Raw genomic sequence first — 13,318 nt, 5'->3', positions numbered from 1 at the left:
TTCAGCTGTTTTAATGCTGGGGTGTTGCATGCAAATTCATGCACTATATGCATGCAGTGCTCATTTTGGCAGGCTAGCCAGAAAAAAAGCCCTTAGACGGCAAGGGCGAAGTGACGAGAGCGGGAGAAAACCCCCCGCCTTGAGAGGTTACAGACGGGGTGAGACTATTAATGAATTCGTGCGTTAGAACCGTAACGATTTAATACTTTTCGCTCTGGTAGAATAACTTCGGGTATTATTTCAGGCTCTTTAATCGGAGGGCGGGTAATTATTTTATCCACGCTCTCAATCGATTTAAAGGTACAAGAACATTCTATATTCTGACACTGATAATAGGCTTCTTTGGTCTGCTCAGATAAATAGCGACTGGCGCGAGTATGAGATGCATGTTTACACACAGGACAACGCATCATAATTATTGCTCCCCGGCTGGGTTTAGTTTTTTGCGTTTTTCTTTTATTTCATTGAATAACCGCCCACGCTTTATTGGGCTATTGTTCAGAGTAGAGTCCACATAACCCGGTTGTGGTTGTTGTAGTGTGAGTTCGGCTAATATCGATTCTTTCTCCATATCAAACGAATAAAGCCCCGCTAATGAAAGAAGAGTCGCTGTCAGTGTACCCAGTGCCTTCGCCGGTGATGAGTCAGTGTAGAGTTCGTTCGCAGTTACCATTATTTTCGCTGCCCGGATGAGTTCTGGTGACATGGTTTTCATTGCAGCAGACATTTCCATCCTCGCATATTCCATCAACGCTACTCTATGTGTGTCTTTATAAGGTCTTGCAGAAGCACATAATTGCAGTGACGTGTAATCTTTATCCAACTCCAGCTCTTCAATCAGATGCCCGAATTCCTGCGCCAGCTCCCGCTGTGAAATCCGGCGGATATGTTCGGTTTGCAGCTCATCCGTCATTTCACCGCGCAGGCTGCGAAACAATTTTCTCCAAGTGCCGTCAGCCTGTTGGCTCTGGCTTTCGGCGTCGCGCTGCTTTTGCTGGCTGCGGGCAATGGATGCAATAATTTCTTCGTAGGTTTCTTCATTCTTCAGGTGTTGCGCTTTCGCCGCTTTAAAACTTTCAAGGGCGGGTGTTACTGGGTGTGGGGTTGTTTGGCTCATTTAGTTATAACTCCGTCTCAGTCAAGGTGGAGTCATTTTGCAAGCTCTCACACAACGTCTCAATCAATGCTCGTTGTACCATTTCCCATACAACACTCTCCCCATGGGCAAGCTAAAAAGGCCATAAAAATTATAGTTCTATAAAAACTGTTCACTACTCTTCACTTTAGGAAAAAAGTATTAATAATCAATAAATAAAAGGGTGAACAGTTCACTTAAAACTATTCACCAAGTGTTCACTACTGTTCACTGGGTTAAAAAGAGCTTTTTCTCTGGCTAGCTAAAAAACCATTCAGACAGAATGATAATTAACCAATCACTTATACTGTTTTTGCATTAAAATTAATTTTATATTCCAACTACTCCAATGAAATGAGAGTGAAAAATAAGCGAAATAGTAATAGAGGCAAACAAAGGCAAATAAAGGCAAAAGAAGGCAAATGCGGCGAGTTTCTAGGATGAGTTCGGTTTGGTGAGTTTGCTGAACCACACAACAACGGCTTGTTGCATCAGGTAAAAATATTCTCACAATAGGGGGCTACCCAACTGAATCCCAGCAAACCCGGCGGTATATGGCCGGACAACAACAAGGTAGCTTTACATGCTTGCAATGACACAACAGGCTTTATCCAATACGCCACCACCCATGACAACACACTACCCGCGTGACCGCTTTATGCGTCTGCCGGAAGTGATTAACACCACCGCATTATCCCGCTCAACCATTTATGAGCTGATTAGCCGTGACCACTTCCCCGCACAGATTTCCCTCGGCGGTAAGAACGTCGCATGGCTGGCCTCTGAGATTGAGGGCTGGATGGCAGAGCGTATTGCTAACCGTCAGGGGGTATCAGCATGATCACCCTAAAAATCGGCGAGCAATTCTTCACTCTGAATGATGGAGACGTGCAATACATCGCTGAGGCGTTCCAGATTGCGCAGCAACAACCCGGCCTTGCTTTACCCAAGTACCGCAGCCAGTTAAACGGCGTGGTGCAAGTGATGTCGGGCAATGCGGCAGGCACGCCAGCACAGGCCAATTTCTATTCCCGTGCTCCCGCACAGCCCAAGCCTGATATTCAGACTGATTGTTAAACCAATGACCCTCATCCCGCCAAAAGGGCTTTTCTCTGGCTTGCATTTTTTGCAGGCCTTGCGTTATAGTCGCCGTGCTGTCGCAAAATCGGCAGCCGGGCGTAGGAACCCGTGTTTAACAAAGGCGACACAACACGCGCCAGGCGTGTTTTTTTATGTCGTGGCCTCGGCCTACCAGTTTTTTGCGCAGTGGTTTCTACACCGCTGTCGCTATCAAGCAATGGTGGCTCAGGCGGGGCAGCCTTCGGGCTGGCCGGTTTCCTTTGTTGCCGGTATTCCTACCCCCGTCTGGGCTACCACCCATGAGTGTAGGAACTCCAGTGGTAGCTGTAACCAGCTAACAAAGGAGGCCATGATTATGGCTACGACCCTATCGTCACAATACCCGCAATTTATCTATCTGTTTGCTGCCGTTCGCCGTACTGAATTAACGGCGCGTCCCTGCATGTTGCGTACTACCGCCAGCAGTGAGAAGAATGCCCGCCTGCGTTTAACCCGTGACTACATCCTGTCGTTTGCTGGCCGTCTGCCACTGGGGGAGGTCGCATGAATACCCTTGCCGCCCGTTATGACTGTGATACGCAGTACAGCATCCCTCACGCTGATTTCTTACGCCTCCAGCATGCACACAATGTCGGTGTGACGTTCCTCGATATGCTGGAAACGCAAAGCAGCCTGTTGCACGGCATTACCCCACCGTCGCCTGAATCGTTCGCCTCAATGGTGGCGTTACTGACTGACCAGCTCGGACAGGTGATGAACACCTGCGAATCACAAATCTTATCCCGCATGGAGGCACCTATCGCATGAATACCCTCAATCAATCCTGTTTGCCCGTTGAAGTCCGTACCGCTGTTTATCGCCGTGCGTTGGCCCACGCTTATCTTGATGTCTGTTTGTCTCACGGGGTACGCCTTGGTTACTCGCTGGATGAATTACAAATGACCATTGCGATGGATATTGAGGGCTATTATGTGCGCCGGCACGGGCCAGAAGCCGGCATGGATATGGCCTGTACCATGCTCAGTGACATGGTTCAGCCGGATATTTTGCTGGCTCCGCCGCGCCTGACAGTATTAGGGCAAAAAATGATGGATGAACTGTGCCAAGCGCAGATAACCACAACCCGCAAGACCACCCTGCACTGAGGAGAAACAGAGAATGACAACATTAAACGTTTCAAAAACCTCACGTGCAGCCACCGGCCAGTGGCCGGTATTGCTCCCGGCGCTCGGTATTCATATCACCGCCGGAGGGCGAGCGCAGCCCTGCCCGATGTGTGGTGGTAAAGACCGTTTCCGCTTTGATAACCTGCAAGGGCGTGGCACATGGTTTTGTAACCAGTGCGGCGGCGGCGATGGCCTGAATCTGGTTGAAAAGGCGCTGGCGGTCACTACCAAGGAAGCCGCCTGCAAAGTGGCCGAGGTGTTAGGAGAACCATCGAACCCGCTATTACCGGCACACAATGCCGAACAGGAAACGCAGGAGAAAGCACAAGCCCGGCAGCGGGCCGCAGAACGGGCTAAACAACTGCTGACAGCAGCGAGACTACAGACCGGGAACGCCTATCTGACCGCCAAAGGCTGGCCGGAGTTGGAGACGCTGACATTACACGATAAACCGTTGTGTGTTGGGGGGATTGCATATCAGCCCGGCGACCTCCTATTCCCCCTGACCGACAGTAGCGGTGAGGTGGTTAACGTTCAGTTGATTAACGCCAACGGTGACAAGCGCACGCTGGCCGGAGGGCAGGTGAAAGCGGCCTGTCATTTTTTGGCCGGACAGGATAACACCGTTATCTGGCTGACCGAGGGCTATGCTACCGGGCTAACGGTGCATCACCTGACCGGGGAAAGTGTTTGTGTTGCGCTCAGTGCGAACAATCTGCCTGCGCTGGCGCAACAGTTGCGTACCCACTACCCGGATGCACTGCTATTGCTGGCCGCTGATAATGACGAGAACGGCACCGGCCAGACCCGCGCAACAGAGGCCGCCCAATTGAGCGGCGGTAAGCTGGCGTTGCCGCCGGTGGTGGGTGACTGGAACGACGTTTATCAACAGCAAGGTAAACTGGCTACTCTGACCCAGTTACAGGCATTCAATCAGCCGCAACAGCCCAGCCCGTTTGATACGCTCAGTGACGCCGACCTGAAAGCCATGAGCGCCAGTGAAAAGGCCGAACTATTAGCCGAGCACTATCAGCACTTATTGGCCGTGCCACAGGTGGGTGAAGACCTGTGCCGCTATGAGCAAGGAGCATGGCAGGTGTTGCCGTATCGTGTACTGAGTCGGGAGATTGCCGCTTTGTTCCAGAAAATCCGCGCCCCATTCTCAGCGTCAGGGATTAATAGCGTACTCGATACGCTCAAGCTGATGGTGCCACAAATGGGAACACCCGCCCGGCACTTGATAGGTTTTCGTAACGGGGTATTTGATACCACTACCGGCCAGTTCAGCGCACACCAGAAAACGCACTGGTTGCGTACCGTGAACAGTGTGGATTACACCCCGCCCAAAGCCGGGGAAAATCTGTCCGACCATGCCCCGCACTTTTGGCGCTGGTTAACACGGGCCGCCGGGCAACAGCATGAGAAACAGGAGCGTATTCTCGCGGCGCTTTATATGGTGTTGGCGAACCGCTATGACTGGCAACTGTTCCTTGAAGTGACTGGGCCGGGCGGCAGTGGCAAAAGCGTGATGGCCTCGATCGCCAGCTTGCTGGCCGGTAAAGACAATACCACCTCGGCCACCATCGATACGCTGGAGTCGTCGCGGGAACGTGCCTCTGTGGTGGGATTCTCTCTGATTATTCTGCCAGACCAAGAGCGCTGGAGCGGTGACGGTGCCGGCATTAAAGCCATCACTGGCGGTGATGCCGTTGCCATAGACCCGAAATACCGTGATGCCTATTCCACTCATATCCCAGCGGTGATTCTGGCCGTCAATAACAACCCGATGCAGTTCAGTGACCGCAGCGGCGGCGTATCCCGTCGCCGGGTTATTCTGCCGTTCCCGGAAGTCATCCCGGCTAACGAGCGTGACCCGCAGTTGTTGACGAAAATTACCGGTGAACTGGCAGTGATCGTACGCCACCTGATGCAGCGTTTTACCGTTCCCAATGATGCCCGCGCGTTGCTTGAAGCACAGCAGAACTCGGATGAAGCGCTGGAGATCAAACGCGGTGCTGACCCGCTGGTCGATTTTTGTGGTTATCTGCTGGCGGTTAATACCCCCAATGGCCTGTATATGGGGAATGCCAATATAATCCCGGCTAATCCGCGTAAATACCTGTATCACGCTTACCTATCATTTATGGAGGCGCGCGGCCACCAACGGCCAATGAGCCTGACTGCATTCGGGCGCGCTGTACCACAGACTCTGAGTGAATATGAAATAGCCTTGTTGAAGCGTAAGACCAATCAGGGGATGCAAACCAATCTGATATTAAGTGAAGACTGCGAGGCCGACTGGTTGCCTAAATGTGAAGCACATTGAATAAACAGCATCACGATCGTTTCTACCGATCAATATGGCGTTATTGATCTGCCTAACCCATTGGACGCTATCAGTTACGACACTTATAGTTGCGTTGTACAAACCTCATACATCCAACACCGGGGAGCAATGTATCAGTGTGTACTCGGGCCTGCTTGCAGGCCTTTCTTTTATCCCCAATTCGTCTCGCCCATCTTGGCACCTCAACAATAATCACACCGGCCTAGGCCGGTGTTTTTGTATTCAATGGCGACTGTTCACAGCAAGTGACTAGTTAGGCTAAACTCGTCACTTACTCATCACCACTTAATCTATTGTATTTAAATGATTAAATTCAAAAGTGAACAGTGTGAACAGTTTTTCTATAAATCTTTTTTTCGCAAACAGGCATGTAAAAGACCAATATCAAATCGCATTTCTTATTTGCTCGGAAATGACTCACAAAACCCATGACTTCAAGTAATTGGTATACGTTTAGGTATACGAAACAAAGTTGAATTTAATTTTTATTAATAAAAACAATATATTGATTAATATATTCAGCGTCCCCCAGCCCACTTTTGATAGGACAGTGACCGGACAGTATCATATAAACCAGTGACTTATGATAAATGACCGGATGAAGCACTGACCTAGTTTGGACCAAAAGGATACGTAAAAAATACGCGGCTCCTTTGAAGATTAAAAAGCCTCTGCTAACCCAGAGGTTTTTTTTCGCCTATAGATCGCCGTCATGGGGTGTCGGGGGTCGGAGGTTCAAATCCTCTCATGCCGACTAAATATCCCAAAGAAAACCAATCCGTTAGGGTTGGTTTTTTGTTTGTGGGATTTGGCAATGGTAAATTAATGGTAAGAGAATGGTAAAACTCCGTCTATATTTGGTCGCTATGGCTCAATATGTCTATTCAGTGTTGAGCCCCATTCACTACTTACCACCTTCATCTCACAACCGGTAATTCAGCCCACCCGGGATAGCATCTCACGTTTCATCTGCCATGCTTTCTGTATGCCTTGTCCGGCAAACCACACCTTTCCTTTGTCTGACCTATTAATATCGTCTAGCGCAGCCATCAGCACTGCACTGTTAATTTCTGGCTGATTATCATCAAATAATCCTAATTGAGCGATGCCCTGGCTGTAGAAATTACCTAGCATTACCCCGCTATTTTGATAACGATAGCATTTCCTATATTGCTGATAATATGGAATCAGGCTGGTTCTGCTGTAAACCGATAACCGGTAGTATCACTACTGAAAAAACTAAATTTTATGCCATTAAAAATGGTTGAGCTTGGTTCATTATCTTTTGTGCTGCTCTTATTCATTGCCATCAGTTTCATCATTATTATTCCTGGCTCACCCGTTTTCATCGTATTTTCTCCCAGCGTGGCGGAGAAAGCCGAAACAACCACAGCGCCAATATCTATACCAGACTTAGCAGTCCCATCGCCGCTTGTTATCAGGGTTATCTCTGATAATTTTTGACTGGGTTTGTCGATCGTTCCCACAATAACCAAATGATCATTAAAGGCATAATTGAACGTATTCTTAACTCCATTTTTTTTAAAATTAATTTTTAGTCTAAGCGAACTATTAGATGTTTCTAAGTTGGCATTCATTCTTTTTTCAAAAATGTCCGGGCTAATACCCAACGTCTTTATGCTTTCATTATTATCAGGATTGCGAGGTTCCTCTATAAGCACTTGAGGCGCGATTGATTTCGTCTTTTCTTCATGCTTATCAATTGTTTTTTCTGGTATAGTCGTTGTGACGGATGAGCGAGAGTTGGCTGATGTCAATATTGTCTCTTCCGGTATCGGGATTACCACAATAATCAAAAAAGTAAAAGCAACAACTGCACCAACAATAACCCCACTTGTTTTACTCATCAAGTCTCGATGCCCTTTATGAATGAAATATTTAGCTAAAAATTTAGCAACAATCACCCAGATTACTAGTGTTGCTATTAGTATTAATAGTTCTTTCATTTAGACTCCATTCGCTATTATTTGGCTTTAATCTGTTTACCACTCTGAATATTTAAGGTGGGTTTAATATTGAATTAACTCAGAATTAAAGTCTGTTTTGCTGTGATATACCATTCCATAACAGCAGAGATCTACCATAGATCTCCGTCCCAGTCATTGAATTATCGTTATTTGAGCTTGTGCTGATATTGCCTATCCGGTTCCTGCAGACAAACGACTTGCTGTCATTGAAAGCTTTGCCGGTGTGTCGTGGAACATCCCGCAGCCATAAGTTGTATGATCCGGTATAGTCTAAGTCCCGCCAGAATGTTAGCTTTCTACAGAAAGTACCGATACTTCGATCCACTAGATAAATATTTCAAATGAAAAGCCACCGGCTTATAAGGCCAGTGGCTTAAACTCGTAGGTGGTTAAAATCTCTGATGAGTATCCTTCTTTGGATACTTAATCGAATACGCCATTTATTACTGATGCAACAATCGCTGTACTTAATGTAATAAGTACTAAGTCATTGCCAACTATACGCCACTCATATCCTGGGTAAGCAGGTAGCTGCCCCAGTAAAGATGCAGGAACTGCTTTCTTAGCGATGCCTGGTGGAAGCGGCTTACCCCGTGCCAGATTTTTAGCGATACCGGGAGGTAATGACTGATAACCAGTCAATCCGTAATTAACAGCTAATGGGCGCACACGGTCATAGGTTAGATTTACTGAAACTAAATTATCACTACCATTTTTGGCTTTACTCCCCTTATTAGCGGGTCCATTGCCCCCACTATTACCGTGGTTTCCGCCACTGTTTCCGTGTCCACCGCCATTCCCATTACCGGGATTAGCTATGGAAGGGGCTGAAGATAACGATAGAGAAGCAATCAGCGCTAATGCGATCACAGACAAACGGTGCTTAAACATTTTCTATTACCTTTGCTAGTCGCTATATATAAATTAAATCTAGTTAATCCTATCTATATAAGCCATATAGAATGGTCTTATTTCATACAATGAAGCGGTAGCTGTTAAATACTAAACCTAAGAACACCACCATTAGCAATGGTAACTAATCAACATCGCGCCATATTTTTATCCCCCACCTTTTGGTGAGACAATTATTCAGGCATGAGGAATATCCTCATAATTTCCATATTGAACTTTATTTGCTATAGGAGTTAACTGAACGTACATATTGAGATAGAGGACCCTGTTATGCTCATTTATGGTGTTTTTGGTCGCCGCTTGGGTGTTAAAAGTGTTGCCAATGAATGGCAGCTATTCCGAGTAGATTGCAATGAGGGGAAATCATCTCGAATATATGACGTCATTATTCCTTCATTTTTGACTGAGGAGGAAATAGCTGCGTGGTTAGCTGATATCTACCATGAAGCCGCGAGTGAAAAACACCCCGATGTAAAAAGGATAAAATGAGTCGCTACAAGGGATGTTGGACAGAAATAATTGCCGCAGCGGAACAAATACCACCAGCCAAGCTAGCCTTAACTTTTGCGGTCATTTATACCTCGGCCTCGATTTTTTTTAATGCTTTACCAATTACCTCAACAGTCGCTGGGCGTTTATCCCCGCATCACTTTCCTACATGAGGATACGTTTAGGAATGCGACACGGATCTTAACTCAATTTTCATCAAAAAATACAATATATTCAAACGCCCAAAAACATAATAACGAACTCTCTTTATTAGTTAAAAAGCCTCAAAAGCGAGGCCTGAAAAGTGATTGCTAATACTGTTAGTTTATTAAAATTTAATGAATCAAATATAGATATCTATATTGCCATCTTGTGCTTTTATCTGGTCTACGTTCTCAATAGCACTACTTTTCCCATCATGCTTTTGCTGCGCTTGTTGTGCCTGACGACGTAACAACTCAGCCAGTTGCTGCTGTAACATCGTTAATTGAGCTTGAATACTTTTTCGCTGATCTTCTGACATATCAATGCCATCTTTGAGTTTTTGCGTAACCTCAGCGATTTTTGCTATTACATTCTTTATCTGAGATGCCAAATCATTTCCTGCACTTGCAGTATTCTTGCTGCCATTTCCCGTCGTTGCTGCTATTGGTAAACTCGCATTTATACCCATCGGACATATCCTTATCACTCGCTAAGTCAGTATAATGATTATCGGCAAAGGGCGACTTTATGTTAATAATTTCAGCAATCCAAATATGACCCCAATCTATAGCCACGCTGCTCAATGGCTTGCTTTAATGCCGGCGACGTCAGCACGTCCAACTCGGTCAAGCGTGGATAACAATAGCCGCTGGTCATGAGGATGTTATCAACAAACGCCGGATGGCACATAATCTCAAGTGAGTTAATTGCTTTTTGACTGGCATTTTCCAACAACCGCAAAAATGTCTGCTCAGATAAAGCCTCACCATAAAAACCGGCATCGAACCACTCACTGCTTCGCGGGTTATTAAGCACAATCTCATGCCGCTGTACTTCATTGCGATCAATACGCAGTGGAAGAGATTTCTCGTGGGCAAAAGCAACAACCAGCGGATAAATTTGCGGCAACATATGTATATGATGATGGCTGTCGATGTGAGTGGGTGCACGGCCGAAGACAGCAACAAACTTATCAAACTGAGCCGCCAACTCCCGAGCTATCTCGCCAGGATTCAGCTCACCCGCTTCGGCGCGTTGCCACAACCATTTGCCCAGAGCACCGCTGGCATCAACTAATGATGGCATTGACGTTAACGGCCGCCCGTAAGTGAGAACAAAATGCATCCCCACAGCCAACGTTGGATTTTGCTTACTCAGTTCCGCTGCATGATAGATATCCGCACAATTCATCATCGCTGTAGTCGATGAGACAACACCATGCCGGAATGCTTCAATGATTCCGTAATTTTGACCTTTGCATAGACCAAAATCATCAGCATTAACAATAAGTAACTTTTCCATTGAGGGTACCTTGTCAGGCCATTCCAGTAGCAGCTATCTGGCCGGAAGCTAATCGGATAACCCCTCTCTGACGCAGTTGAATTTTTTGCGATAGTTCCCCGGCGTAAAAGAGGTGAGTTTTTTGAAGTTTTTAATAAATAACGTGGTATCGCTGTAACCTGCTTCAAAAGCAATGTCAGAGACCAGATAATTTGTCATTTCAAGTTGAGTTTTAGCAAAGTTAACTCTGATTTCATTGATAATCTGCATCGGCGTTTTTTGGTAATAACGCCGGGTAGCGCGGGTCAAATACTCTTGGGTTTTGCCAGACAGTTCGATCATATTCACCAGCGCTTTTTCACCAAACATCGACTTATCATGCATTTTGTCGATACTGGTCTTCAGCCACAGTGGAATATCGTCGTTAGTGTCACTTTCTTTATGATGGCTGATGCGGTTAGTAACATAAAAAGTCAGCAGTTCTACCAGTTCAGTAAGCTCATCGTCCCTAAAGTGTGGCGCAGAAATTGCCGATTCAATATAAGAGAGAAAATCACCCTTTAGGCGATAAGCCTGAGAGGCCACAATAGGCCGCGATAATAGATGAGAATAGTGCTCTTCAAAGAAGGTTTTACTTATTCCCACATTCAGAATACGGGTAGCACCAAACTCATAGAAACTTTTATGATGGGACCCCATCGGAATAAAAACAAAATCGCCGCGCTCTAAAAAGACTCGCTTACCGTTTATTTCCTGATAACACATACCGGTTAATATCAACGTATATTCATAATAATCATGCTGATGTAAGCCGGTGGCACTTTCCGTTTTGTTATAAATAAACAGATGGAATTCTTTTCCGTTAAAAAAGTCTTTTTGACGTACTAACCTGACTTCCATCTTATTTACCTTCACCCTCGTTCAAAATAGCCAATGTGTTAGACAAAGTTCACTGTAACTTTCGATGCAATTCGATCAACTCATCAATTAACTCTCTGGCTAACATTGCCGTCATCAAATGATCCTGAGCATGTACCAGCACCAATGTTACTTTGGTTTTCCCCTCACCTTGATCAGCTTCAATCAACCTGGTCTGAACTAAATGTGCTTCATTCAGCGCCAGACGAGATTGCACCATCAGCTCATCCGCTTGGGAAAAGTCACCCGCCTTGGCTTGTTTCAGAGCCTTGTAGGCCAAACTTCTGGCTTGCCCGGCGTTGATAATCAGCCCCATAACCACATCTTCCATCTCATCGGTAGGCTGCACCTCACCCACGATTTTATCTAAATCAAACATGCTATTGTTACTCCGTAAATTAAAGCCATTAATTAAAACCATTCTGCCTGGCGACATCAGCAAACCAGTAGCCACTTTGTTTCAATACTCGCGTCTGGTCGGCAATATTCAACCGAACTAAACCATAGCGGTTTTTGTATGCATTGAGCCAAGACCAGCAATCAATAAAGGTCCACAGATGATACCCTTTACAGTTACTGCCCTCTTGTAATGCTTGATGTAGCCACTTCAAATGTGCACGGATAAATTCGATGCGATACTGGTCATCAACCCTACCTGATGGCGTGATAAACTGCTCTTCGCCCTCAACACCCATGCCATTCTCAGAGATATAACACGCAATATTGTTATAATTCTCTCTTAGATTTTTCAGGATGTCATACAGCCCTTTTTCGTAGATTTCCCAACCACGATGCGGGTTGATTTTGCGCCCTTGCATCGCATAAAAACTGAACAAATCCTCCAGCGTTTTCACCAGCCCTCGAGGGGTTGGGATATCTTTCGCCTGAACCCGTCTTGGCTGATAATAGTTAACCCCTAACAGATCAACGACGCCCGCCGCAATGCACTGGCAATCACCGTTTTCAATTTGTGGCAATAAGTCGTGCTCTCGCAGCAACGTAATCAGTTCATCAGGGTAAACCCCCTTGGTGACGGGATCGAGGAAGCTACGGTTAAGCAATAAATCGGCATGATTAGCTGCAATCAGGTCTGGCGCACTGTCGGAGCGAGGATAGGTCGGGGTGAGGTTCAAAATGATACCAATTTCCCCCCCCTGCTTTAGCTCTCGGTAGTTTTGCACCGCGTTGGCATGGGCCAATACGCTGTGATAAGCAACAGTCACCGCACGTTTAAAGTCAACCACACCAGGGTAATGCAGGTCGTTCAGGTAGCCGGCTTCAACAGGCACAATCGGCTCATTAAAAGTAAACCAATGCTTTACCCGATCACCAAACAACATAAAGCAGCTTTTAGCATAGCGGCCATAGGCTTCCACAACCGCACGATTTTCCCAACCGCCTTTCTCTTGCATGCATAACGGCATATCAAAATGATAGAGATTGATGAAAGGGGTAATGCCATTCGCCAGTAGGCTATCGATCACCGCGTTATAAAACGTGACAGCTTTGGGGTTAAGCTCACCGTCACCCTTTGGTATCAGCCGCGACCATGAAATCGATGTCCTGAACGTGTTATGGCCCAGTTGCTTTAATAGCAAAATATCTTGCTGATAGTTATCGTAAAAGGTGGAGGTGTTTTCAGGACCAATCTGACCATGAAAACGTTCCGGTGCAATTTCGTACCAATAATCGAAGATGTTCTTGCTCTTGCCATCCCGCAGTGACGCCCCTTCGGATTGGGCTGCGGAGGTGGCACTGCCCCACCAAAAATCATCGGGAAATTGATATTTCATACCGG

Annotated in this window: 16 protein-coding genes and 1 pseudogene; 7 read left to right on the top strand and 10 right to left on the bottom strand. The window is 46.3% G+C overall.

Translation table 11 applies throughout. The features are described 5' to 3' along the window. Positions 1 to 167: 167 nt before the first annotated feature. Both V2A84_RS01600 and V2A84_RS01595 read right to left on the bottom strand, forming a co-directional pair. Complete coding sequence (locus V2A84_RS01600) at positions 168 to 413, bottom strand: ogr/Delta-like zinc finger family protein (protein ID WP_042817718.1); 246 nt, start codon at positions 411 to 413, stop codon at positions 168 to 170. A 2-nt stretch (positions 414 to 415) separates the two neighbouring features. Continuing rightward, on the bottom strand, positions 416 to 1,117 hold the full coding sequence (locus tag V2A84_RS01595; RefSeq protein WP_442848519.1) for an aldehyde dehydrogenase: 702 nt from the start codon (positions 1,115 to 1,117) through the stop codon (positions 416 to 418). A 601-nt stretch (positions 1,118 to 1,718) separates the two neighbouring features. On the opposite strand from V2A84_RS01595, the gene V2A84_RS01590 reads away from it, so the two are divergent. The 6 genes from V2A84_RS01590 to V2A84_RS01565 are packed head-to-tail and all read left to right on the top strand — an operon-like array spanning position 1,719 to position 5,707. After that, on the top strand, positions 1,719 to 1,976 hold the full coding sequence (locus V2A84_RS01590) for a helix-turn-helix transcriptional regulator (protein WP_087768826.1): 258 nt from the start codon (positions 1,719 to 1,721) through the stop codon (positions 1,974 to 1,976). After that, the gene (locus V2A84_RS01585) at positions 1,973 to 2,212 is read left to right on the top strand and encodes a hypothetical protein (protein WP_206286059.1); all 240 of its coding nucleotides are present in this window, start codon (positions 1,973 to 1,975) and stop codon (positions 2,210 to 2,212) included. The genes V2A84_RS01590 and V2A84_RS01585 overlap by 4 nt, the downstream gene beginning before the upstream one ends. Before the next feature lie 4 nt (positions 2,213 to 2,216). Continuing rightward, positions 2,217 to 2,762, top strand: coding sequence for a host cell division inhibitor Icd-like protein (locus V2A84_RS01580; RefSeq protein WP_046694369.1), 546 nt, complete (start codon positions 2,217 to 2,219; stop codon positions 2,760 to 2,762). Next, entirely contained in the window at positions 2,759 to 3,022 is a 264-nt protein-coding gene (locus tag V2A84_RS01575) for a hypothetical protein (RefSeq protein WP_005172893.1), read from the top strand. Before V2A84_RS01580 ends, V2A84_RS01575 begins: the two co-directional genes overlap by 4 nt. Further along, the gene (locus V2A84_RS01570) at positions 3,019 to 3,360 is read left to right on the top strand and encodes a DUF5375 family protein (protein ID WP_046051905.1); all 342 of its coding nucleotides are present in this window, start codon (positions 3,019 to 3,021) and stop codon (positions 3,358 to 3,360) included. Before V2A84_RS01575 ends, V2A84_RS01570 begins: the two co-directional genes overlap by 4 nt. A 13-nt stretch (positions 3,361 to 3,373) precedes the next feature. Continuing rightward, a complete protein-coding gene (locus tag V2A84_RS01565) occupies positions 3,374 to 5,707 on the top strand; it encodes a primase-helicase zinc-binding domain-containing protein (RefSeq protein ID WP_442848518.1) in 2,334 nt (777 codons plus the stop codon). A 957-nt stretch (positions 5,708 to 6,664) separates the two neighbouring features. On the opposite strand, the pseudogene V2A84_RS01560 reads toward V2A84_RS01565, so the two are convergent. From V2A84_RS01560 to V2A84_RS01550, 3 genes and pseudogenes are all read right to left on the bottom strand, one after another. Beyond that, a pseudogene (locus V2A84_RS01560) lies at positions 6,665 to 6,898 on the bottom strand (DUF4113 domain-containing protein); the annotation flags it as partial. A gap of 17 nt (positions 6,899 to 6,915) precedes the next feature. After that, a complete protein-coding gene (locus V2A84_RS01555; RefSeq protein ID WP_372569496.1) occupies positions 6,916 to 7,695 on the bottom strand; it encodes a hypothetical protein in 780 nt (259 codons plus the stop codon). Positions 7,696 to 8,139: 444 nt separating this feature from the next. After that, entirely contained in the window at positions 8,140 to 8,607 is a 468-nt protein-coding gene (locus V2A84_RS01550; RefSeq protein WP_083163091.1) for an anti-virulence regulator CigR family protein, read from the bottom strand. Between the two features lie 291 nt (positions 8,608 to 8,898). Here V2A84_RS01550 and V2A84_RS01545 point away from each other — a divergent pair, with 291 nt between their 5' ends. Further along, positions 8,899 to 9,117, top strand: coding sequence for a DUF7661 family protein (locus V2A84_RS01545; RefSeq protein ID WP_083163090.1), 219 nt, complete (start codon positions 8,899 to 8,901; stop codon positions 9,115 to 9,117). Between the two features lie 343 nt (positions 9,118 to 9,460). On the opposite strand, the gene V2A84_RS01540 is transcribed toward V2A84_RS01545, so the two are convergent. From V2A84_RS01540 to V2A84_RS01520, 5 genes are all read right to left on the bottom strand, one after another. Further along, positions 9,461 to 9,790 (bottom strand): FlxA-like family protein, encoded by a 330-nt coding sequence (locus tag V2A84_RS01540; RefSeq protein ID WP_083163089.1) that lies wholly within the window; start codon positions 9,788 to 9,790, stop codon positions 9,461 to 9,463. A gap of 71 nt (positions 9,791 to 9,861) precedes the next feature. After that, entirely contained in the window at positions 9,862 to 10,623 is a 762-nt protein-coding gene (gene chbG, locus V2A84_RS01535; protein ID WP_083163088.1) for a chitin disaccharide deacetylase, read from the bottom strand. Positions 10,624 to 10,671: 48 nt separating this feature from the next. Continuing rightward, a complete protein-coding gene (chbR, locus tag V2A84_RS01530; protein ID WP_083163087.1) occupies positions 10,672 to 11,502 on the bottom strand; it encodes a transcriptional regulator ChbR in 831 nt (276 codons plus the stop codon). Positions 11,503 to 11,551: 49 nt separating this feature from the next. Next, positions 11,552 to 11,899, bottom strand: a complete 348-nt coding sequence (gene chbA, locus V2A84_RS01525; protein ID WP_083163086.1) for a PTS N,N'-diacetylchitobiose transporter subunit IIA — start codon at positions 11,897 to 11,899, stop codon at positions 11,552 to 11,554. Between the two features lie 28 nt (positions 11,900 to 11,927). Continuing rightward, a complete protein-coding gene (locus tag V2A84_RS01520) occupies positions 11,928 to 13,313 on the bottom strand; it encodes a glycoside hydrolase family 1 protein (RefSeq protein WP_083163084.1) in 1,386 nt (461 codons plus the stop codon). Positions 13,314 to 13,318 lie beyond the last annotated feature (5 nt).

Origin of the sequence: Yersinia sp. 2553 StPb PI (assembly GCF_052217105.1) — a bacterium.
Classification (GTDB): Bacteria; Pseudomonadota; Gammaproteobacteria; order Enterobacterales; family Enterobacteriaceae; genus Yersinia; species Yersinia enterocolitica_E.
This window is presented reverse-complemented; position numbering and strand designations above follow the sequence as displayed.